The following is a 22,237-nucleotide window of genomic DNA, read 5'->3' as shown; positions in this document are numbered from 1 at the left end:
AGCGTCGTCCCTGCGAAAGCAGGGACCCATACGCCGAGGCCGTTATGATGCAAGCAGACTTGCGTGGCCAGCGCCGTGCCAACCACGACGGCCCGTGAGTATGGGTCCCTGCTTTCGCAGGGACGACAGGTTAGGCGTCAGCTCGCTTCCGCCAGCAGCGAGAGCTGGCGCGGCTGAGGCTCGACCAGCACCTGGTCGGTGAGGTTGGTGGGGTAGCTGCCGGTGAAGCAGTGATCGGAGAATTTCGGGCTCGCGGCATCGCGGCCCGGCTCGCCGACCGCGCGATACAGGCCGTCGATCGACAGGAAGGCCAGCGAATCCGCGCCGATCAGCTCGCGCATCTCTTCCAGCGAATGGGTGGCGGCGAGCAGGCCGCCGCGATCCGGCAGGTCGATGCCGTAATAGTCGGGATAGAGGATCGGCGGCGAGGCGAGGCGGAAATGCACCTCGGTGGCGCCGGCCTCGCGCATCATGCGCACGATCTTCTTCGAGGTGGTGCCGCGCACCAGCGAATCGTCGATCAGGATGATGCGCTTGCCTTCGATCGCGGCGCGGTTGGCGGAGTGCTTCATGCGCACGCCGGATTCGCGGATGCTCTGCGTCGGCTGGATGAAGGTGCGACCAACATAGTGATTGCGGATGATGCCGAGCTCGAACGGCACGCCGGAATGCTGGCTGTAGCCCAGCGCGGCCGGCACCCCGGAATCCGGCACCGGCACCACGACGTCGACATCGACATGGCTCTCGCGCGCGAGCTGCGCGCCGAACGCCTTGCGCACCTCATAGACCGAGCGGCCGCCGACGATGGAATCGGGCCGGGCGAAATAGATGTATTCGAACACGCAGGGACGCGCGGGCTTGGGCGGGAACGGCTTGTGGCTGTGCAGCCCGTCCTCGTCGAACACCACGATCTCGCCGGGCTCGACGTCGCGGATGTAGCGCGCGCCGATCATGTCGAGCGCGCAGGTCTCGGAGGCCAGGATCGGGCAGCCGTCAAGCTCGCCATAGACCAGCGGGCGGATGCCAAGGGGATCGCGGGCGCCGATCAGCTTCTTGTTGGTCATGCAGACCAGGGCGTAGGCGCCTTCGATCGCGCGCAGAGCCTCGATGAAGCGGTCGATGAAGCGGGTGCGGCGGGAATGCGCGACCAGGTGCAGGATCACCTCGGTGTCGGTGGTCGACTGCATGATGGCGCCAGCGCGCACCAGCTCCCGGCGCAGGGTCAGCCCGTTGGTGAGATTGCCGTTGTGGCCCACTGCGAAGCCGCCGGCATTGAGCTCGGCGAACAGCGGCTGCACGTTGCGCAGGATGGTGGCGCCGGTCGTCGCGTAGCGGACGTGGCCGACCGAGACATGGCCAGGCAGCCGCTCGATCACCTCGCGGCGGGAGAAGGTGTCGCCAACCAGACCGAGCCGCCGTTCGCTGTGAAAGCGCGAGCCGTCATAGGAGACGATGCCGGCGGCTTCCTGGCCGCGGTGCTGCAGCGCGTGCAGGCCGAGCGCGGTGATCGCGGCGGCATCGCTATGCCCATAAATGCCGAACACGCCGCACTCCTCGCGCAGCGTGTCTCCGTCCAGTTCAGGGTCTCTCAGGTCCGAAGGTAGTCCGAAGTCCAAGCTCAAGTCCGGTTTGGCGTCATCCAGCTCGCTGGCAGTGCCGAAAGAGTCCTGGGTCTGGTCCATCGCGCCTCTCTTTTGAGTCTCGCTCACTTGCCCGCTTAGATACGCCTCACTTGGCCGCGGGTTTGTCGATCAGCTTTTTCAAGCTGTCGCGGGCAGGCTTGCTGTACCCTTCGCCGCCGGTTGCCGAAGGATCGGTGTCCGCCTGTTCGTCGTCAGGCTTGTTCTTCTTGAATTTCTTTAAAATGGTGTTCTCAGGATCATCAGGCAAGAGCGACATCAGCCAATCCCCGGTTCCCTGCAGGACCACGCGGGATTTCGCGCCCGTCACCCAGTCCGGCCGTTGCTTTTCCGGCACCAACCAGCTGAAGAACAGGAAGGCTACAACCACGATGAGCAGGCCGCGCGCCAGGCCGAACAGGAATCCGAGCGTGCGGTCGAGCGCGCCGATCCGCGAATCGAGAATCATGTCGGAGATTCGCACCGTGATGATCGAGACCACGATCAGGGTGCCCACGAAAACACCGGCGACCACGACGACGCTCGCGACCGTGTCGTTGTTGAAATAGGTCTTGGCGGTCGGCAGCAGCTTCGAGAATGAATAAAGGGTTACCAAAGCGGCCGCGCCCCAGGCTGCGATCGACAGGACCTCGCGCATGAAACCGCGGACCATCGCGAGCAGTCCCGAGATCAGCATGACGCCGAGCAGGATGAGATCGAGGATCGTTATCGGCATCGGCTGCTCAGGTCCGCTTCACTGGTCCCAGGTTTGACGAATCGGCGTCTTGGCCGGCCCTCCCAGTGGAGGACAGCGGGGTTCCCCGGCAATGCCGGAGATCGCACAATCTCGTGCGGGGCCCCGATTGCGCCGTTGTATAGCGGCGAGTCACGGAGACGTCACGGTCCGGCTAGCCATCCCGGCGGCGGAATCTCGCCGGTGTGGCATTTTTCTCCGCGGAAGTACCGCTTCGGCGAGCATTTTCTGCGGGCCCGTCGTCCGGATATCCGTGTTCCTGCTGTCTTTCGCCCTGTCGCGCCCGCGGCGTGCCCCGGGCGGCGATCTCGGCGACCAGGCTGGTCAGGCCGCCGACCGTGTTGAGGCTGAGGCCGGCCTCGCCAGTAAGCTCGCCGCGCGCCTGTTCCGGCAGCACCACGCGAGCGAAACCGAGCTTGGCGGCTTCCTTCAGCCGCGCCGAGGTCTGCGCCACCGGCCGCACCGCGCCGGAGAGCGAGATTTCGCCGAAATAGACCGCATCCGGCGGCAGCGAGGCGTTGACGAGCGAGGACACCAGCGCGGCGGCCGCGGCGAGGTCCGCCGCCGGCTCGTGGATGCGCAGGCCGCCGGCGACGTTGAGATAGACGTCATGGCCGGAGAGTTTCACCCCGCAATGGGCCTCCAGCACCGCCAGCACCATCGAGAGCCGGCTCGGGTCCCAGCCGACAACGGCGCGCCGGGGCGTGCCGAGCGAGGTCGGCGCCACCAGCGCCTGCATCTCGACCAGCACGGGCCGCGTGCCCTCGATACCGGCGAACACCGCCGTGCCCGGGCTGCCGAGATCGCGCTCGGACAGGAACAGTTCGGAGGGATTGGTGACCTCGCGTAAACCAAGTCCGGTCATTTCGAACACGCCGATCTCGTCGGTCGGGCCGAAACGGTTCTTCACGGCGCGCAGGATGCGGAACTGTTGCGACCCCTCGCCCTCGAACGACAGCACCGCGTCGACCATGTGCTCGACCACGCGGGGTCCCGCGATCTGGCCGTCCTTGGTGACGTGGCCAACCAGGATGATGGCGGCGCCTGATTTCTTTGCGAACCGGATCAAGGCCTGCGCCGAGGCGCGGACCTGCGTCACCGTGCCCGGCGCGGACTCCACCGTGTCGGTCCACATGGTCTGGATCGAGTCGATCACGATCAGCCGCGGCACCGTGCCTTCCGACAGCGTGGAGATGATGTCCTCGACCGAGGTCTCGGACGCGAGCTGCACCGGCGCATCGGCAAGGCCGAGCCGCTCGGCCCGCAGCCGCACCTGCGCGACCGCTTCCTCACCGGAGATGTAGACGGCGCGATGACCCGCGCGGGCCATCATGGAGGTTGCCTGCGTCAGCAAGGTCGACTTGCCGATCCCTGGATCGCCGCCGACCAGCAGCACCGAGCCACGCACGAAGCCGCCGCCGGTGACGCGGTCGAGCTCGGTCATCCCCGAGGAGAGGCGTGGCGCGTCGATGGTCTTGCCTGTCAGGCTTTCGAGCTGGAATTGTCGGCCCTTGCGCTTGGAGCGCAGCGAGGCTGGCGCCGAGGTCACCCCGGTCGTGTCCTCTTCCGCCAGCGTGTTCCACTCGCCGCAGGCTTCGCACTTGCCCTGCCAGCGCGAATAGGCCGCGCCGCAGTTCTGGCAGACGAAGGAGAGGGCGTTCTTGGCCATGGACGAGGGAATCAATTTGTCAGGGGGATTGGAGAGCGTTCCATAGCATAGATAGGCCGGCTGCGATCATGATGCCATCCATGACCAGGCGGAACACGTCCGGCTGCAGCTTGAGCACGTAGCGCTTGGCGATGAAGGCGCCCGACATCAAGGAGCCGCCGGCGATCAGGCCCTTGAGCAGGATGTCCGGGTTGAGTGCGCCGAAGCGCTGGAAGGTGACGGATTTGCTGAAATAGAGACCGAGCGAGCTTGCGGCCTCGGTCGCCAGGAACGCGCCTTTGGAGAGACCATAGAACAGGAACAGCGGCACGCTGAGCGGCCCGGTCGAGACCACGATGCCGGTGAGAAAGCCGATGACGGCGCCGCCGATCGCGAGATGCCAGAGGTTGGCTTTCAGCTGGTGCCGCGCCAGCCAATGCCGCACCGGGACCATCGCAATCAGGAACGAGCCGATCGCGATGTCGACTGCGTGCGAGGGCAGGACCAGGAGCGTACGCGCACCGAGTGCGGCGGCGGGAATGCCTGTGATGGAGTAGGCGGCGCACGCGCGCCAATCGACCTCGCGCCACCAGGCGAGGATGCGCGACAGGTTCGCCATCACGGCCGCGACCGCCATGATCGGCACCGCTTCCTTCGGCCCATATTCGTACGCCAGCACCGGCATCAGCATGATCGATGAGCCGGTGCCGACGATGCCTGAGAGGGTGCCGGCAATCAGGCCGACTGACAGCACGAACAGGAAGCCCAAGGTGACGTCTCCGAAAGCGCACCTCTCCGTCCGTCATTGCGAGGAGCCGAAGGCGACGAAGCAATCCAGGAGCCGGCGCAACGATTCTGGATTGCTTCCGCCGTCGCCCTTCGGGCTATGGCGGACAAGTCGCCTCGCTCGCAATGACGAACGGAGAGATGTGCTGTGTGGTTAACCGGCGGTGCAGTCGGAATCGAAAAAGCGATAGATCCTGCGCCATCATCTTTAGAATTTGAAGCGTATTCGTCTCCGTCGCATCTGCCTGTGAATTGAGGCTGCGACGATGGACAGTCAGCAATTTTCCGCGCTCGACCGCCACGCGGTCCTGACGCAATCCGACGACGGCTTTCCCTGGGTCGCGGGTGCCATGCTCGCGGTGGAGGCGGGCGAGGTGGTGCGGCTGCGGATGGAGAAGTTCGCGCGCTTTGAGGCCGATGCCGGCTGTGAGGCGCAGCTGATGGTCAGCGAGAAGATCGCCGCCGTCTTCGAGGCGGCCGCAAACTGGCTTGCCGGCGCAACCCCCGCCGCCATCATCGACCGCTACCGCGAGCATGTGGCCGCCAACGCGAGCTCGCCGCGAATCTTGCGATCGACCCCGGCCTTGACCAGGCGCGGCGCAAGAAGCGGGCTCAGCAGGAGATGGTCGAGCCGCAGGCCGGCATCGCGCGGCCAGCGGTTGCGCTTGTAATCCCAGAAGGTGAACATCGGATCATCCGGATGCAGCGTGCGGATCGCATCGCACCAGCCCTGATCGACCAGGCGTCTGAAGGCAGCGCGGCTCTTCGGCTGGATCAGCGCATCCTTGTCCCATGACTTCGTGGGATAAATGTCCAGCGGCGTCGGTGCGACATTGTAGTCGCCGGCGAGCACCACGGGCAGATCCTCCTTGATGAAGCCCGCGGCGTGCTTGTGCAGCCGCTTGAACCAGGCGAGCTTGTAGTCGAATTTCGGTCCCGGCTGCGGATTGCCGTTGGGCAGGTAGAGACAGGCGACGACGATGCCGCGCACCGCGGCCTCGATGTAGCGTGCCTCGTTGTCGTTGCGGTCCCCGGGCAGGGCGGTGCGGATCAGGACCGGCTCTGCCTTGCGCGCCAGGATGGCGACGCCGTTCCAGGTCTTCTGCCCGCACCACACCGCGCCATAGCCGGCCTTCTCCAGCGCCTCCGCCGGAAACTCCTCGTCCGTGCATTTCAGCTCCTGCAGGCAGACGACTTCCGGCTTGGCGGCACGCAGCCAGCGCTGCAGGTTCGGCAGGCGCCGGCGGACATTGTTGATGTTGAAGGTCGCGATCTTCATGATGCGAACAGTTCGACCACGAGTGGAGGCGCCATGTCCACACTGGCCGGATGTGACCGAGGTCACGGCAATGATTTGAGCTGCAGGTGAGAGTGCATGGACCCAGTCCAATATCCGTCACGCCAGCCGCGTGGGAGATCGATCATGCCCGAACTGAACTATGTCACGACCGGCGATCTGGATCACATGCAAGAGGTGCTGCTCGTCAAGCGAGAGCTGGGCAAGATCGGAATCTTCCTGGAGGGCTTCGATATCAGGATCACGGGCGTGTACACAAAGCCGCGTCCGTTCGGTTTCGACTTCGACTGCAAGCGGCCGCGGGACCTCTTGGTGCTGGCGCGCAGCAAGGCCGTGCTCAACGAGGACAAGGACGACACCCTGGAGGGCGCGGTTTCGGCCGGCCAGACGCACGGGACCGGCTTCCGGCAGATCGGCAGTGGCCCGCGGCTGCATCTCGAAATCGCCATGGACCGCAAATGCAATGTCCATATCGATTCACATGGCTACGTGGCTGGTCCGGGCCAGTATGACTGGAATCGCGCGCTCGAGCACGGCTATTGGGATCTCTTGTCGGACAAGGCGCCGGGCCTGTTCGGCGCATTCGGCGAGCGGGGCCAGGTCGGCCCGATGATCCGCCCGATGCAAGGCGTGGACGGCCGGATGCGCTGGGTGATCGGATTGACGGGGCATTGGTAAGGTATCCCGGCCAAGGCATCCCGGGCGCGGACATTGTTAATGTTGAAGGCCGCGATCTCTGTGATACGAAGCGCCACCACGACCGGAGGTGCCATGCCCACGCTGCGATTCATCGTCCTGATCGCCGCCGCCGCGGGGTCCAATGCCGCTGTTCGCGAGCAGGAGCTGCCGTTTCAGCCGACGGCGGAGCAGCGGGCTGCCTGCGAGGCGGATTACAACAAATTCTGCCTTGGCATGATCCCCGGCCAGGGCCGCATCATCGCCTGTCTGTCGCGGCAATACGATCAGCTCAGCGAATCCTGCAAGAAGCTGGTGGACGCCGCGAAAAAATAGTCGAGCTCCCTCTGCGATCGCATTCGGACGTCAGGGCGGATGCACCATGGGCTACCGACTTGCGAGTCTTGTCCGATCGGTCGTGGGATGTCTGCTTGGAGCAGCCGCGCCGCACGCTGCCGCTGCGGCGGAAATCCAGCCGGGCCACTTGCCGCGTATCGGGGCGGTCGACGAGCGCTTCCAGTCCTACAACGTCGAGATGGCGGAGATCATCGGCGGAGAGTTCTGGAGGCCCTATGGTCCCGAGGGGAAAATCGAGAACCTGCCCGCGGCGCCGCCTGGCAAGCATGCCGGGAATGATAGCAGCCTCTTTCAAGTCTTCCCGCCGCTCGATACGGCCAATCCGCGATTGTGGAAACTGGCGGCGGCGCTGGGGCCAGCCTATGTCCGCATCAGCGGCACCTGGGCGAACTCGGTCTACTTCCATGATGCGGACACCCCGCCACCGGCCACGGCGCCGCAAGGCTTCAAGGGCGTGCTGACGCGGTCGGAATGGAAGGGCGCCATCGATTTTGCCCGCGCGGCGAATGCCGAATTGGTGTCGTCCTTCGCGGTCAGCATGGGAGTTCGCGACCGAGTTGGCGTCTGGACCGCGGAGCAGGCCACGAAATGGCTTGCCTATACCAGGGCCGCCGGCGGCAGGATCGCAGCCGCCGAATTTTTCAATGAGCCCACATTGCCCGCCCTCGGCGGAGCGCCAAACGGCTACGACGCGGCCGCCTATGCGCGGGATTTCGCAATCTTCCGCAGCTTCGCAAAGCGCCTTGCGCCGGACATGACGATTGTCGGCCCCGGTGCGGTCGGCGAGGCGACGGCCAATCCCGGCGGAGGAAGGTCGGACGCGATCGCGACCGAGGACCTGCTTGCGGCTCGCCCTCGGCCTGTCTTCGACATCTACTCCTACCATCACTATCCGGCGCTCTCGATCCGCTGTGCGCCGATGGGGCCGCAGACCACCGTGGACGCTGCCTTGTCGGAGGACTGGCTCGCGCTGGCCGACAGGAGCAACGCGTTCCATGTCGGCTTGCGCAATCGCTACGCTCCTGGCGCCCCGGTCTGGATCACGGAAATCGCCGGCGCCGCCTGTGGCGGAAATCCGTGGGCCAAGACCTTCCTCGACAGCTTCCGCTACGTCGATACGCTCGGCCGTCTCGCCCGGAACGGCGTGGCCGTGCTGTTTCATAACACGCTCGCGGCCAGCGATTACGGGTTGCTCGAGCCGGGGACGTTCGCGCCGCGGCCCGATTATTGGGCCGCGCTGCTGTGGCGGCGATTGATGGGGCCCGGGGTTCTCGATGCCGGTGCGTCGCGTGAAGGCTTGCATCTCTACGCCCACTGCCTGCGAGACCATCCCGGCGGGGTCGCTCTCCTTGCTATCAACAACAGCCGAACGACGAGCAGCTACGCCGAGTTGAGCGCGCCGAGCCGGCGGTACACGCTGTCGGCGGCGAACCTGCTGTCCGAACACGTCGAGCTTAATAGTAAGTTGCTCCTGCTCGAAGCGAATGACGAGTTGCCATTGATGGATGGCGATTTCGAGCCGCCGGGAGGGGTGACCTTCGCACCAGCCACCATCACCTTCCTGGCGGTGCCCGGCGCGGAAAACCCTCACTGCCGATGACCGACTGATCCCGCGGCCGTTTCCAAGTCGTTCTCACTCTTTCACTTCCGCCCGATTATCATTGCGGCGCTCTGTCGGCTGCATCGACTGGCTCAAACAGAGCGGCATCAAGCATTTCGCGGGCGACCTGTCCGAGGCCGAGCAGAGGCTGGTCTATGCCACGCAAGGCGTGCCGGTGGCAGACCTACTCAACCGGAAGGTCGAGGGCACCGCGTGGAGGTCCAAGACGGTGGTATGTCATCGCCGAGCGGGACGGCGGGCATCTCGCGGCTCGAATTCCGACATCGCCAAGGATTTTTTTCTAGCCGAAACCCCAACTGCGGTGCCGCAGTGCAAAACTTTGGATCTCGCAAGCTGCCGATGCAGCCCGAGCTTTGTCCTGTGGCCGCGTCCCGTCTTATGCTCGAATTTCAATGCAAAATGCGGCCGGGCCGATCAATGCCCAGCAGACGACATTACGCGCTCGCGCATCGCTGGAGCCCTCATGTTTCGCGTAACGGCTGACTCATTGCAGGCCTATCTCGATTTCGATCCGAAGCGAAAGCAAGATCTGGTCAATCTCGATGAACTGATACGCAAGGCGGCTCCGGCCCTGAAGCGCTACTTCCACAAGGGAACGCCCGAAGGACATGGGGGTATGCGCATGAGGATGATCGGTTATGGAAAATTCCGATATGCGACCAAATCGGGAGAGGTGGTTGAATGGCCGGTGATCGGTATCGCTCTTCAGAGGAACTACATCAGCGTGTACGTGGCGGTTACGAAAGAGGGTGCGCCGATCGTGCCCGGTTATTCGGGAAAGCTCGGCGAATCGAGAATGGGCGGCAACAACTTCAGTTTCATGAAGTTCGACGATCTGAAGCAGGATGCAACGGTCTCGCTGATCGGAGACATTGCCAGGGCCTTCGCCTTGGATCCTGAGAACCCCGTTCGGTATATGCAGGGTTCCTAGCTCAGTGTATCCGATGCCCCGTTCCGAACCGCTTGCCGAAGCAATCTCGGGTGAATGTTCTCCGTGAGGGGAAACGTCCTTCTTATTGCGGGTTAATTCATGGGGCAGCAAGTTAAGGAGGATTCGCCGTGCGCTATCCAACACTGGTGTTGCTTGCCGCTGTTTCCTGCTCGGCTTTGCCGGCAATGGCTCAAACAGCGACTTCGACCAGCCCGCAAAACGAGGCCGATAAGGGTATCAAGACCGAGAACTCGGGCGCTTCGGGCTATGTCGGCGAGCAGGAAAGGCCCGGCTCAGCCGCGCACCTTCCAGGCGACCCGAACCGCGCCGACACCTCAGGCCATGCCGCCACAGCTCCAAGTGCCCAGAATTCCGGAGCTGGCATTGCCGGAGCTGCAGGCAATAAGAACGGTCCCGCTCCGCGGCAGGGGACCGTGGGCTCCGCTTCTCAGAACCTTTCGGTCCAGGAGCAGGACCCGTCGAACATCAAGGGTCTGCCCGGAAACAAGAGCGGGCCGCCGGTCAAACATTGAGGAATGTGGCACCGGGTCCGGCGCCGCATCGGAGCCGGGCTCTCGGCAAGGATGACCACGAGCCAGGCGGAAGCTCGCCTCCGCCATGGCCGTCCTACGATGTGGCGAGCAAAGACGCGCTGCGTTGGCGCAACGTCGCGGTATGGCTTGAGGCGAACACAGGACCCGGTGACGATCAGGCTGGCTTCCGATCCGGGCACTGTGTGCAAAGAGCTGTCGATTCCAAAGCTGCCGATTTGACGAGGGTCGCCTTGAGCCCCGGACGGTCATAAACGATTTTCGAAAAGAAGAGCCGCCGGTGAGGGCGGCTCTTTCCAAAGCGAGTAGCTTAGTATTTCGACTTTGTGTTGGATCCGGTCGTCTGGCCGGGCGCGTAGCCGGATGCACCAGGACTTCCCCTCTTCGATCCCTTTGCGTGCATTTCGTGTCCTGGTGCGTAGCCCGATGCACCCGGGCTGCCTTTCTTGGAGCCCCGGTCCTGCATCTCGTGCCCCGGCGTCTTGCTCGACACTCCTCGCGCAAAGACGGTTGGCGCTGATGCGATGAGGGCGGCGGCGGAAATGGCGATGATTGCAAATTTCATTTTCGTCCTCCTGATCGGCCCCGCCAAGCAACGACTCTGGACGACCGGACGTTCCATGAATGTGCGTTCATCATCATGGCTTGCGTCTCGATCGGTAGACCGTTGCGGCCGCCGATGTGGAAAGAGTCCGCAGTTCTCCGCGTCGCTGTGCCTCCAACTCAATTAGTTTCGCGATCCATTTTGTCGTTCTCGCTCATCCATGACGTCTTCTGTGATCCAAGGCGACGCAACCGCGGGGCTTGACGAGATCCAGTCTTTGACGCGAGACGGCAGCGCTATCGGGAGACGTGCGATTGGCGACGAGGAGGTCAGGGGAGATAGCGCCGGCGATTCGTTGCAATCAGTGCGAGGACGGATCGGGTCTACCTTTCCCAAAACTTGATTGTTGATACCGGCCATTTTCCATAATGACCTCGGATCAAAATCCGAAGCCCGTGCATTTCGTCGAGGCAGACCTCCTCGACTGTGCCTGCCTTTCCGTCGGCGAGGATGACGGTTTTGCCCTTCAATTCAGCTTGCGCCTCACCGTACTCAGCCAAGATGATGAGTGCATGGCGCTTGACCGATGGCATTGACTGCCCCTCCTCTGGCAGTGGCAGTTTCTCAACGCTTCACAATGGAAACGGACGACTGCTCCTTCCGGACTGCTCGCGACGGATACAATGCGAGCCCGCTCGCCTTGGCCACCTGCAGCGCGCTTGCGCTGCAAGGACATTTCGCCCACGGCGACCTTTGGCTATCGGTGCATGCGCCGTGCAATTTCTCGCGAGTGGCGGCTCGCGCTTTTTCAAGGCTCGCGCTTTTTCAAGACTTGCGAGAGGGTTGCAGTTCCTATCAATCCTGAAAGTTAATGTCGGCTGGATGCTGCGGGCGTCTAACGCGAGGCCAAGCTGATGTGGCGTTGCGGTGTTTCGCAAGATGCGAGCTGCTTCTGCGCTGCTTGCGTTGCGATGACGCCGAGAGAGCGCAGGCCGCTGGATGGTTTTGCTTGAGCAAGCGATGCTTGCATGGATCGCGGCGCCGCCGTCGGACAAATCACTTCCGTACCGATACCCAACGATTGAGCTTTCGCGCGAGCTTCGGACGCTCAACAATCATGTGCGTGACAGGCCGAATTTCGCGAGCGCCGGCAAAGCGGTAGGCAATTTCAAGACCTCCGCGCAAAAATAAATCTCTTTCGTTTTATCGGAAGTTGTGGTTGTCTGTCGCCATCCCGCCTCAATGAAGAGGGGCGTACGCGTCGTCACGAAAGTGGAGGCGGGCTGCGATGGACGCGATCGGTGGCGCCGGACGAGCGCTCGCGAGCGCGTACGTGAAATCGCGTGGTCCTGGTCTCCCGGTGCTGAGACCAAGCTCGCGATGCTTTCGATGAGCATCATGAGCGACGGGGGCAAGAGAGCCGGTCCCCGAGGAGAGCGCGTATAAGCGTTAAGATCGTCGCGCAGGGAAGGCCGGTTGTCCGGCTGCACCTGTGGTTCTGCCGCGTGCTTTTTTGCTGCACGCGGACCATGGGCGTCAGCCGATGCCCGGTCTTCCCTGCGCCCTCTGGATCGAAGAGGGACACTCAATGCGCAAGGCTCGGGCGAAATGCGTCGCGAGAGGGAGAACGTATGTCTTTCGCACCGCCATTGCGAGGCGCCGAAGGCGACGACGTGCCCACCGAAGCCCGAAGGCGGAAGCAATCCGGTGCGACGCACCGAGTCTGGATTGCTTCGTCTGGATTGCTGCGCTTCGCTCGCAATGATGGCATCGGCAGCGCGCGCCTCACGGAGCCGGCGCAGCAGGCTGTGGAGTCTCGCTCGGCGCAGCCGCCGGGCCACCCTTGTAGACGCGCGCATAGCGCGGCCCCAGGCTGGTCAGCACTTCGTAGCCGATGGTGCCGAAATGATGCGCGAGCTCATCGACGGTGATGCCGTCGCCAAGCAATGTCGCGAACTGGCCGCGGCGCACCGTCTTCGGCGGCAGGTCGGTGATATCTGCGGCGATCAGGTCCATCGAGACGCGGCCGGCAATGGGGCAGCGCTTGCCGGCGATGATGACGTTGGCGCCGCGGGTGCCGTCATTGGAGCTGGCGGCACGGAAATAGCCATCGGCATAGCCGGCCGAAATGATCGCGATTCGCGTCGGCCGCCGCGCGGTCCAGGTGCCGCCGTAGCCGACCGTGTCGCCGCGCTCGACCTCGCGGACCTGCACGATACGCGCCCTGAGGTCGACCACGCCTTGCATCGGATTGTCGGCCTCGGGCGTCGGGTTGACGCCGTAGAGCGCGGCGCCAGGCCGCACCAGATCGAACTGAAACGGCGCGCCAAGGAAGATGCCGGAGGAGTTCGCGAGCGAGGCCGGCACGCCGGCGAACTCGCTGGCGATGCTGCGAAAGGCAGCGAGCTGGCGGGCATTGATGGGATTGTTGAGCTGCTCGGCCGAGACCAGATGGCTCATCACAAGCGTGATGCCGTGATCGCCGGCATTGATCCGCGGAATGATGCTCTGCGCGGCCGCGATCGTGAGGCCCAGCCGGTTCATGCCGGTGTCGATGTGGATGGCGGCGCCGCCGCTCCAGCTGGTGCGGCGGCAGAACACGTCCCATTCGGCGAGCTCATTGAGGTCGCCGATCACGGGGCGGCAATTGTACTTGGCGTAGTCCTCGCCGCTGTTCTGGAAGAAGCCGTTGAGCACATAAAGCGCAGCCTGCTCGGGCAGCGCGGCACGGGCCGCCTTGGCTTCGGACAGAGTGGCGACAAAGAAGGTCTTGCAGCCGGCAGCCGCAAGCGCGGCGGCGACCGGGCCGGTGCCGCAGCCATAGGCGTCCGCCTTGATCACCCCGGCGCATTCGGCCGGCACCGCGGTCTTTTCGAGCTTGCGCCAGTTGGCGACCAGGGCATCGAGATCGATGGTCAGCACGCCGTTGGCACCGGCGGGCACATCGGGCGACGCCGGCTTGGCGTCGCCGGTGGGTTTCAGGTCGGGAACTGCGGTCATGGCCTTGCGGTTTTACGCGGGCCGCTGCCGTCGTTCAACCACCGCCCGTTAGTCGCGGTATCAATAGCCGTGGTCGGGTGCCATGGCGTCATGGCTGAGATCGCCGAATCGGGTGACCGAGGCGTCGAACTGCAGCTCGACCGTGCCGGTCGGGCCGTGGCGCTGCTTGCCGATGATCACCTCGGCCTTGCCGTGCGCCAGTCCCATCTCGGTTTGCCATTTCTCATGCTCCGGCGTGCCTGGGCGTGGCTCCTTGGCTGCGAGGTAATATTCCTCGCGATAGACGAAGATCACGACGTCGGCGTCCTGCTCGATCGAGCCGGACTCACGCAGGTCCGACAGCTGCGGCCGCTTGTCGTCGCGGTTCTCGACCTGGCGCGACAGCTGCGACAGCGCGATGATCGGAACGTTGAGCTCCTTGGCCAGCGCCTTGAGGCTGGTGGTGATCTCGGTGATCTCCTGCACGCGGTTGTCGCTGCCGCGCTTGCCGGAGCCCGCCAGCAGCTGGATGTAGTCGATGACCAGGAGATCGAGGCCCTTCTGCCGCTTCAGGCGGCGGGCCCGCGCCATCACCTGCGAGATCGAGATGCCGCCGGTTTCGTCGACATAGAACGGCAGCGACTGCAGCTCGATCGAGCAGTCGCGCAGCTTGTCGAAATCGGCCTCGGTGATGCCGCCGCGGCGGATGTGGCTCGAGGGGATGCCCGAGCGCTCGGCGATGATACGGGTGGCGAGCTGCTCGCCGCTCATTTCGCAGGAGAAGAAGCCGACCACGCCGCCATTGACCGCCTTCATGGTGCCGTCGGCCTGCAATTCACCCTTGTAGGCCTGCGCCACGTTGTAGGCGATGTTGGTGGCGAGCGAGGTCTTGCCCATGCCGGGACGGCCGGCCAGGATGATCAAATCCGAATGCTGCAGGCCGCCCATTTTGGCATCGAGGTCGCGCAGGCCGGTCGAGATGCCCGACAGCTTGCCGTCGCGCTGGAACGCCTTCGCCGCCATGTCGATGGCGACGGTCAGCGCCTGCGAGAACTTCTGGAATCCGCCGTCGTAGCGGCCGGATTCCGCGAGCTCGTAGAGCCGGCGCTCGGCATCCTCGATCTGGTTGCGCGGCGCGAAATCGACCGGCGCGTCATAGGCGACGTTGACCATGTCCTCGCCGATATGGATCAGGTCGCGGCGCAGCGAGAGGTCGTAGATGGTGCGCCCATAGTCCTGGGCATTGATGATGGTGGTCGCTTCCGCCGCGAGACGCGCCAGATATTGCCCGACTGTCATGCCGCCGAGGTCGATATCGGCCGGCAGGAAGGTCTTCAGCGTCACGGGCGTTGCGATCTTGCCCATCCGGATCAGACTGGAGGCGGTCTCGTAGATGGTCTGGTGCAGCGGCTCGAAGAAGTGCTTCGGCTCGAGGAAATCGGAGACGCGATAAAAGGCGTCGTTGTTGACGAGGATCGCGCCGAGCAGACCCTGCTCGGCCTCGATATTGTGCGGAGCGCTCCGGTAAGCCGGCGCAGCCGCATCCGGTGCAAGCTTGAGAACGTTCGAATCAGGAAGTGCCATGGAGCGTATCTAACAGCTTTGCGAATGGGCAGGGCGGGGATAAAGCGCCTGTCGCGGCTGAAGCGGAAGCAAAAGCTCGCGACTATGCACCATCGGCTGAAAACGGTGGATGAATCCGGTTTCGCCGGAACGCTCCGCTTGACGCCATCGGCGCTGAATCCGGCTGCGAGTCGGTGGCAGAACGCCGCGTTTCCTGAGTTCCGGGCGCGGCCGAAAAAATCTGTGCGGCGGCCTGAACCTGGATGGCCGCGGATCGAACCTATTGGGAGCGGAATCGAGCCGCCGCGGCGGCGCCTCAGACCAGGATCAAATAGATCAGCGCGATCAGCGACGCCGCCACGCCGGCCGCGATCAGCGCATAATCGGTGCTGAAATCGGTCTTCGGCTCGAACATGATCTGGCAATTGTTGTGCGACATGGCGCGCACCCTAGAAGCAACCGCGCCCGCGCGATGTGAGCCAGTTCACATCACCCCGTATTCTTTGGCCGTAGCGGCACGGCGAGTCCGGTCCGGAACAGCCGGAGGCGAGATGCGCGCCGGGATCCGGACACCCGCATGCGCCGTGAGCACGATGCGCCGCTATTCGCCCGCCATCTTCAGCAGCGGCCGGCTGCCGCGTTCCCGCGACCTCAGGCGAGCCTCTTCCTGGCCGATGTAATCGCGGGTCATCGGCACCACGCCCTGGCGCTTGGTGAGCTGGATCTGGAAGTTCATCATGTTCTGCTTGCGGAATGCCATCTCGGACGCCGCGAGATAGAACTCCCACATCCGGGCGAAGCGCTCGTCATAGAGCTGCACGGCTTCCTCGCGGCGCGCCATGAAGCGCTCCCGCCAGGCCTTGAGCGTCTCCGCATAATGCAAACGGAGGATCTCGATGTCGCAGACCAGGAGGCCCGCACGCTCGATGGCCGGCAGCACCTCGGAGAGCGCCGGGATGTAGCCGCCTGGAAAGATGTATTTGGCGATCCAGGGATTGGTGGAGTCGGGGCCTTCGGAACGGCCGATCGAATGCAGCACCATGACGCCGTCCTCCGCCAGCAGCTCGGCGCAGCGGCGGAAATAGGTGTCGTAGAAGGCCACGCCGACATGCTCGAACATGCCGACCGAGACGATGCGGTCGAACCGTCCCGGAACGTCGCGATAGTCCTGCAGCAGGAAGCGCGCGGAGCCCGCAAGATTCCTCTCGGCAGCCCGCCCATTGGCCACCTGCAGCTGCTCGGTCGAGAGCGTCACCCCGGTGACATCGGCGTCCGCTGTCTCGGCCAGATAGAGGCCCAGCCCGCCCCAGCCGCAGCCGATATCCAGCACGCGCTTCCCGGGCGCGAGGAGGAGCTTGGCAGCGAGATGGCGCTTCTTGGCCAGCTGGGCGTCGTCCAGCGTCGCGTCCGGCGTCTCGAAATAGGCGCAGGAGTACTGCTTGTCCGCATCCAGGAACAGCGAATAGAGCCGCCCGTCCAGGTCGTAATGATGGGCGACGTTGTGGCGGGAGCGGGAGCGGGGATTGAACTGTCTCAGGTGACGGATGAAATAGCGCAGCCACCATTGGGTCTTGGCCCATCCCGGCAACACCGCCGGCTGGTCCATCAAGACCGCCAAAACCTCGGCGATCGAGCCCTGCTCGACGACGAAATCGCCGTCCATATAAATTTCCCCGAGCGCCAGCTCGGGGTTGATCAGAATCCGCCGCTCCGAATCGCGGCTGAGGAATCGCACGGCTACGGGTGTCCCGGAACCGTCACCACAGTGAAACGTCGTGCCGTCTGCAGTCGTAAACGTGATCGACCCACGGCGAATGAATTGAGTCAGAAGACTACGCAACAAACGGTCCATCCACACCCATCCAACGAGCAATCCCGTGAGATGCTGACTTACCCGGCCCGTCGCACTCGACGCGTTGGGAACCGAATGGTTCCCATTCAACAGGTTTTTAAGATAGTGAGCCCCCTACCGCCGCACTACTGCTTTGAAGTCAAAGCGGATATTCCAAAACACGCATTCGGGCGGCGTCATCTGCGCGCTTCCTTTCCCTTGATATTCCGTTAAAAGGTGGCGGCCGCCGAGGCTGATCCGGTGCTTCCCGCCGCCAGACGGACGCTCGCATGCGAATGTCCGGGGTGATGAACTGCCGGCTAAGGACCTGATCGGCCGGCTGTTTTTGATCTGACTTCGCCGTTGTCGCTCGCGAAGGCTCAAGGGGTGCAGGCGTGCTTGCCGGGCCGACGGTGAAGGATGGCGATGGCCCAAGCTGGAGAATGATAATGGTTTGCCGAGCGCTCGGTTTCGCGGCGGTGCTGCTTCTGGTCAGTGGGGGATTGGCGAGGCCGGTGCAGGCGCAGGAGAATCTCGATGCCGGCAAGAGCCCTTCACAGCTTTTCGCCGGCACCTGCAGTGCCTGCCACAAGAGCCCGCGGGGCCTGCTCAAGACCATCCCGGCCGGCTCCCTGCAGGGCTTTCTTCGCCAGCATTACACGACCGGCCCGGACATGGCCGGCGTGCTCGCAGGCTACCTGGTTTCCAATGGTGCGAATGATACGCGCGCGACCGGCGGCAAGAGCAGCCGGGACGGCAGGTCCGAGACGAGGTCCGACGCCAAACCGGACACGGAGGCCGCACCCGTTGAGCGGACGGGCCGCAGGCATCGGCGATCGGCCACTGAGCCGGCCGGAGAGGCGGCTCCGGCCCCTGAGGCGGCCGCGGGTGCGGACGCTCCGCCAAAGCCGCACACGCGCCACAAGTCGGCCAGGCACAAGCGCGGTCGGCCGGCCGGCGACGATGCCGCCAAGCCCGATGCCGTGAACGAGGAGCCATCGGAGGCCGCAAGGCCGGTCGCCGGGGAGAAGCCTGCGGCCGAGAGCCGGGCCGAAGCGCCCAGAACCGATGCTCCGAAGGAGAGCGAGCCGACCTTGCGGGCTGAACCCGCGCCATCGGCCGCGCCGACCATCACGCAGTCGATTCCGTCCACCTCGTCAGCCGGCGCAGCCGACCCGTCGGTGCCGACTGCACCGGCTGAGCGCTGAGCTCGCGAGCGGATGCAGCTCAAATGAAAAGCCCGGCCGACGCGGCCGGGCTTTTCTGATCGGAGCCGCGGAGCTTACTCGGTCGGCTGTGCCGGCTCCTCCTGCTGGGCTTCCGGATCGAAGAACTCGCCGGCGGCAGCGATCGCCTCGGCGGCCGCGTCGCGATCCTCCTGGCGGGTCGAGATGTCCTCGCCGCGCTTGATGCGCTCGGCTTCGTCGGCGCTGCGGGCCACGATGACGGTGATGGAGGCTTCGACCTCAGGGTGGACCGCGATCGTGACCTTCTGCTGTCCGATAGCCTTGATCGGCGCGTCCAGCCAGACCTGGGGCCGGCTCACAGTGATGCCATCGGTTTCGAGCGCGCCAACGATGTCGCGCACCGACACCGAGCCGAACAGCTGGCCGGCCTCGGAGGCCTGACGGATGATGATGATATCGCGGCCGTCGATCTTCTCGGCGACCTTGCTCGCCTCCGACTTGGCCTTGATGTTGTTGGCCTCGAGCTCGGCCTTCATGCCTTCATACTTGGCCTTGTTCTCGGCGGTGGCGCGCAGCGCCTTCTTGCGCTTCAGCAGAAAGTTGCGCGCAAAGCCGTCCTTGACCTTCACGATCTCGCCCATCTGGCCGAGCTTGGCGACGCGCTCCAGTAGAATGACTTCCATCTTCTTCTCCTCGTGATGTGTGATGTTGTCGGGTTGCAGGGGATTGAACTCTTCAGGGGGCAGGCAGGGGCGGCGGCTGTTGCCGCTGCCAGAAACGTTGGCGCAGGCCAAAGGCGGCGTCGGCAAGCCCGAGCGCGACCATGATCAGCACGGGCCAGCCGAACATCATGACCAGCGCATAGGTTGAGCCGAGCCAGAACGGGCGGCTCTTCCAGCTCAGTGTCAACGTATGCAGCACCGCGAAGCCGGTGAGCCCGTAGGCCATCAGTAATGTCGAGGTCGCGATGACAGCGGCGATGGCGAGCAGCCCGCCGGCAAAGCAGAAGCCGATCGCGGCAAACAGCACTGCCAGTGTCATCGGGGGCAGGACCGTTGCTTTCAGGTCGGGCCAGGGCCGCCGCAGCCGTCCGGACGTTGCCGTGATCTTGGCCGCAAGCCAGAGGCTGAACGCCAGGGTCATCGTCGAGAAGGCAGCGGCGATCGGCGGCGACACGGTGACGACGAGATCGATCACCGGCGCGGTTTCCGGCGAGAGCGGAACGTCGGCGGCGCGCAGGATGCGCGTCAGGCCGTTGCGCAAGGTCTCATGGATGCTCGCCGCGTCACTGCCAAGCGTCAGCAGGGCGGCAAAGGTGGTGAGGGCGGCGACGGCGCCGATCCAGAGCACGATGCGCCCGACCGGATACCATTCCAGCTGCGGCGCGCCGGCGTCGGCCGCGGAAGCATCATGCGCCGCCGGCCGTCCGAGCAGCGCGAGGTGGGCCAGCCACCAAGCCGGCAGGGCCACGGCCACCGCGAAGCTGATGCTATAGGGCAGGCCGAACAGGGCAGCAAAGCCCATCGCCGCCGCGATGCCGCCGATGCTGGCGCTGAGTGGCCCCCAGCTCATCCCGGCCACCATCAGCGGCAGCGGCGCCAGCACGACCAGGACGAGCGAGATCGGCTCGCCTGAGATCAGCGAGGCGAACATCAGGGCCGAGGCAGCGCCGGCCGCAAGCGCAATGGCGATGAACGCGATCATCAGCTGTCCCGCTCTCCTTCGAGCGGTTAGAGGTTCTCGTCGACCCCAACCATCGGCGACCGGAACGACCCGGAAGCCTTATGAACCAAGTGAACTGAGAGACGGCCGGCGCTTGTCGGGACGCCGGCCGTGGATGTCTTAGCGAATGACGTAAGGCAGCAGGCCGAGGAAGCGGGCGCGCTTGATGGCCCGCGCGAGCTCGCGCTGCTTCTTGGCGGACACCGCCGTGATCCGGCTCGGCACGATCTTGCCGCGCTCGGACACGTAGCGCATCAGCAGCTTCGAGTCCTTGTAGTCGATCTTCGGCGCGTTCGGCCCGGAGAACGGGCAGGTCTTGCGACGGCGGAAGAAGGGGCGGCGTGCGGGGGCTTCAGCCATTGTTCTTACTCCTCATCCGCAGTTTCAGTGTCTTCGCGCGGCCGGCGCGGGCCGCGATCGCCGCGGAAACCGCCGCCGTCGCGATCACCGCGGAAGCCGCCACCTTCGCGCTCGCCGCGGAATCCACTGCCGCGGTCGTCACGCTCGCGGTCGCGATCGGCCTTGCGCATCATCGCCGAGGGACCTTCCTCATGCTCGTCGACGCGGACGCTCAGATAACGGATCACGTCCTCGCTGATGCGCTCCTGACGCTCGATTTCGGCGATCGCCGCCGCCGGCGCGTCGATGTTGAGCAGGACGAAATGCGCCTTGCGGTTCTTGTTGATGCGATAGGTGAGGGAGCGCACGCCCCAATTCTCGGTCTTGGTGATCTTGCCACCGAGGCCTTCGACGATGCCGGTCATCTGGGTCGTCAGTTCTTCCACCTGCTGGGTGCTCGCGTCCTGACGCGCGAGGAAAACATGCTCGTAAAGCGGCATGGCTGTCCTTTCCAAGGTTGGCGCAGGCCCCGGCGTCAAGCCCTTCGAGCCCTTTTGGAAAGGACTCGTAGAGGTTAGCTCAGAAGGCGGAAACACGGGACGACGGGCCGACTGGCCCTGTCACATCAAAGTCGCCGGCGCGATCAAGTCGCCAAAAGCGGTGATTTTGCTGAGACCGTCCGTTCAGCTCCCGGCTCGGGACCTACGGAATGGCGCGCTTATACCGATTTTCTCCTTCCTGGCAAGGGAAACCAGGCCGAAACGCGCGAGAATCAGGCCGTTCCCAGCCTGTCACACGCTTGACATGACTGCCCCGGGCGGTGTCTTACCGCGCTTTCCAGGGGAATTCGGGAACGTTTCAAGGAGCGGCCGATGACGGCAGCATTTACTTTTCCGGGACAGGGGTCCCAGGCGATTGGCATGGGCAAAGCCTTGGCCGAGGCCTTTCCGGTCGCACGGGCGGTGTTTGACGAGGTCGATGCGGCGCTTGGCGAGAAACTGACCGCGGTGATCTGGGACGGGCCGGCCGAGACCCTGCAGCTCACCGAGAACGCCCAGCCGGCCCTGATGGCGGTCTCGCTCGCCGCGTTGCGCGTGCTGGAGTCCGAGGCCGGATTTTCCGTTGGCCGGGATGCGGCGTTCGTCGCAGGCCATTCGCTTGGAGAATATTCCGCGCTCGCCGCGGCCGGCAGTCTGACCATTGCCGACACTGCGCGGCTGCTTCGCACGCGCGGGCTTGCGATGCAAAAGGCCGTGCCGGTCGGCGTCGGCGCCATGGCGGCGCTGCTCGGTCTCGACTATGAGACCGCGGTTGCGGTCGCGGAGGAAGCCTCCCAGGGCGAGGTCTGCCAGGCGGCCAATGACAATGGCGCGGGGCAGGTCGTGGTCTCCGGCGCCAAGGCCGCGGTCGACCGCGCGGTAGAGATCGCGCGGGCCAAGGGCGCCAAGCGCGCGATGCTGCTGCCGGTGTCGGCGCCGTTCCACTGCAAGCTGATGCAGCCTGCCGCCGATGTGATGGCGGAGGCGCTGGCCAAGGTCACCATCAAAAAGCCGGCTTCGCCGCTGGTATCGAACGTCCTGGCATCGCCGATCAGCGATCCGGACGAGATTCGCCGCCGCCTGGTCGAACAAGTCACAGGGACGGTGCGCTGGCGCGAGTCGATCGCCTATATGTCGGCGCAGGGCGTCACCCGATTCTTCGAGATCGGCGCCGGCAAGGTGCTGAGCGGGCTCGTCAAGCGCATTGCCGACGGCGCTGTGGGAATCGCCGTGGGTGGACCGGCCGATATCGCCGGTGCGAAGGATGCTTTGAGCGCTGCGCAGGCGGCGTAAG

The 22,237-nt window shown here is 64.6% G+C and carries 22 protein-coding genes and 1 pseudogene; 8 read left to right on the top strand and 15 right to left on the bottom strand.

From position 1 onward, the window contains the following. Positions 1–137: 137 nt before the first annotated feature. The 4 genes from purF to P6U24_RS20645 form a co-directional block, all read right to left on the bottom strand. A complete protein-coding gene (gene purF, locus P6U24_RS20660; RefSeq protein WP_407154352.1) occupies positions 138–1,682 on the bottom strand; it encodes an amidophosphoribosyltransferase in 1,545 nt (514 codons plus the stop codon). A gap of 46 nt (positions 1,683–1,728) precedes the next feature. Beyond that, positions 1,729–2,355, bottom strand: a complete 627-nt coding sequence (locus P6U24_RS20655; protein WP_407154351.1) for a CvpA family protein — start codon at positions 2,353–2,355, stop codon at positions 1,729–1,731. Between the two features lie 172 nt (positions 2,356–2,527). Then, entirely contained in the window at positions 2,528–4,042 is a 1,515-nt protein-coding gene (radA, locus tag P6U24_RS20650; RefSeq protein ID WP_407154350.1) for a DNA repair protein RadA, read from the bottom strand. Positions 4,043–4,061: 19 nt separating this feature from the next. Further along, on the bottom strand, positions 4,062–4,790 hold the full coding sequence (locus P6U24_RS20645; protein WP_407154349.1) for a sulfite exporter TauE/SafE family protein: 729 nt from the start codon (positions 4,788–4,790) through the stop codon (positions 4,062–4,064). A gap of 283 nt (positions 4,791–5,073) precedes the next feature. Here P6U24_RS20645 and P6U24_RS20640 point away from each other — a divergent pair. Next, a pseudogene (locus P6U24_RS20640) lies at positions 5,074–5,358 on the top strand (hypothetical protein); the annotation flags it as partial. Here the strand turns inward: P6U24_RS20640 and xth are convergent. After that, positions 5,331–6,086, bottom strand: a complete 756-nt coding sequence (gene xth / locus P6U24_RS20635; protein ID WP_407154348.1) for an exodeoxyribonuclease III — start codon at positions 6,084–6,086, stop codon at positions 5,331–5,333. The pseudogene P6U24_RS20640 and the gene xth sit on opposite strands and share 28 nt — an antisense overlap. Positions 6,087–6,230: 144 nt before the next feature. On the opposite strand from xth, the gene P6U24_RS20630 reads away from it, so the two are divergent. From P6U24_RS20630 to P6U24_RS20610, 5 genes are all read left to right on the top strand, one after another. After that, positions 6,231–6,782, top strand: a complete 552-nt coding sequence (locus P6U24_RS20630; protein ID WP_407154347.1) for a hypothetical protein — start codon at positions 6,231–6,233, stop codon at positions 6,780–6,782. A gap of 93 nt (positions 6,783–6,875) precedes the next feature. Next, entirely contained in the window at positions 6,876–7,115 is a 240-nt protein-coding gene (locus tag P6U24_RS20625; RefSeq protein ID WP_407154346.1) for a hypothetical protein, read from the top strand. Between the two features lie 46 nt (positions 7,116–7,161). Next, positions 7,162–8,736 carry a hypothetical protein gene (locus P6U24_RS20620; protein ID WP_407154345.1) on the top strand — a complete coding sequence of 525 codons (1,575 nt, stop codon included), beginning with the start codon at positions 7,162–7,164 and terminating at the stop codon, positions 8,734–8,736. A gap of 61 nt (positions 8,737–8,797) precedes the next feature. Beyond that, on the top strand, positions 8,798–9,688 hold the full coding sequence (locus P6U24_RS20615) for a hypothetical protein (RefSeq protein ID WP_407154344.1): 891 nt from the start codon (positions 8,798–8,800) through the stop codon (positions 9,686–9,688). 236 nt (positions 9,689–9,924) lie between these two features. Continuing rightward, positions 9,925–10,221, top strand: a complete 297-nt coding sequence (locus tag P6U24_RS20610; RefSeq protein WP_407160537.1) for a hypothetical protein — start codon at positions 9,925–9,927, stop codon at positions 10,219–10,221. Positions 10,222–10,549: 328 nt separating this feature from the next. Here the strand turns inward: P6U24_RS20610 and P6U24_RS20605 are convergent, their stop codons facing one another. The 6 genes from P6U24_RS20605 to P6U24_RS20580 all read right to left on the bottom strand — a co-directional run bounded on the left by P6U24_RS20605 (position 10,550) and on the right by P6U24_RS20580 (position 17,177). Continuing rightward, complete coding sequence (locus P6U24_RS20605; RefSeq protein ID WP_407154343.1) at positions 10,550–10,804, bottom strand: hypothetical protein; 255 nt, start codon at positions 10,802–10,804, stop codon at positions 10,550–10,552. Positions 10,805–11,166: 362 nt separating this feature from the next. Further along, positions 11,167–11,376: a PRC-barrel domain containing protein gene (locus tag P6U24_RS20600; protein WP_407154342.1), complete on the bottom strand. Its 210-nt coding sequence runs from the start codon at positions 11,374–11,376 to the stop codon at positions 11,167–11,169. A gap of 1,192 nt (positions 11,377–12,568) precedes the next feature. Further along, positions 12,569–13,783: an alanine racemase gene (gene alr, locus P6U24_RS20595; RefSeq protein WP_407154341.1), complete on the bottom strand. Its 1,215-nt coding sequence runs from the start codon at positions 13,781–13,783 to the stop codon at positions 12,569–12,571. Positions 13,784–13,843: 60 nt separating this feature from the next. Beyond that, the gene (locus tag P6U24_RS20590; protein ID WP_407154340.1) at positions 13,844–15,346 is read right to left on the bottom strand and encodes a replicative DNA helicase; all 1,503 of its coding nucleotides are present in this window, start codon (positions 15,344–15,346) and stop codon (positions 13,844–13,846) included. 295 nt (positions 15,347–15,641) lie between these two features. Beyond that, a complete protein-coding gene (locus tag P6U24_RS20585) occupies positions 15,642–15,764 on the bottom strand; it encodes a hypothetical protein (protein WP_407154339.1) in 123 nt (40 codons plus the stop codon). A gap of 162 nt (positions 15,765–15,926) precedes the next feature. Continuing rightward, the gene (locus P6U24_RS20580; RefSeq protein WP_407154338.1) at positions 15,927–17,177 is read right to left on the bottom strand and encodes a class I SAM-dependent methyltransferase; all 1,251 of its coding nucleotides are present in this window, start codon (positions 17,175–17,177) and stop codon (positions 15,927–15,929) included. A 428-nt stretch (positions 17,178–17,605) separates the two neighbouring features. Between P6U24_RS20580 and P6U24_RS20575 the strand changes: the two genes are divergently transcribed. After that, positions 17,606–18,364 (top strand): hypothetical protein, encoded by a 759-nt coding sequence (locus tag P6U24_RS20575; protein WP_407154337.1) that lies wholly within the window; start codon positions 17,606–17,608, stop codon positions 18,362–18,364. A 74-nt stretch (positions 18,365–18,438) separates the two neighbouring features. On the opposite strand, the gene rplI is transcribed toward P6U24_RS20575, so the two are convergent. The 4 genes from rplI to rpsF form a co-directional block, all read right to left on the bottom strand. Then, positions 18,439–19,026, bottom strand: coding sequence for a 50S ribosomal protein L9 (gene rplI / locus P6U24_RS20570; protein ID WP_407154336.1), 588 nt, complete (start codon positions 19,024–19,026; stop codon positions 18,439–18,441). Positions 19,027–19,078: 52 nt separating this feature from the next. Next, complete coding sequence (locus P6U24_RS20565; RefSeq protein WP_407154335.1) at positions 19,079–20,047, bottom strand: hypothetical protein; 969 nt, start codon at positions 20,045–20,047, stop codon at positions 19,079–19,081. Positions 20,048–20,185: 138 nt separating this feature from the next. Then, positions 20,186–20,425, bottom strand: coding sequence for a 30S ribosomal protein S18 (gene rpsR, locus P6U24_RS20560; RefSeq protein WP_008963441.1), 240 nt, complete (start codon positions 20,423–20,425; stop codon positions 20,186–20,188). A gap of 5 nt (positions 20,426–20,430) precedes the next feature. Further along, the gene (gene rpsF, locus P6U24_RS20555) at positions 20,431–20,904 is read right to left on the bottom strand and encodes a 30S ribosomal protein S6 (protein WP_407154334.1); all 474 of its coding nucleotides are present in this window, start codon (positions 20,902–20,904) and stop codon (positions 20,431–20,433) included. Between the two features lie 372 nt (positions 20,905–21,276). Here rpsF and fabD point away from each other — a divergent pair, with 372 nt between their 5' ends. Next, positions 21,277–22,236, top strand: coding sequence for an ACP S-malonyltransferase (fabD, locus tag P6U24_RS20550; protein WP_407154333.1), 960 nt, complete (start codon positions 21,277–21,279; stop codon positions 22,234–22,236). Position 22,237 lies beyond the last annotated feature (1 nt).

Source organism: Bradyrhizobium sp. STM 3557 (genome assembly GCF_045571465.1).
GTDB lineage: Bacteria > Pseudomonadota > Alphaproteobacteria > Rhizobiales > Xanthobacteraceae > Bradyrhizobium.
This window is presented reverse-complemented; position numbering and strand designations above follow the sequence as displayed.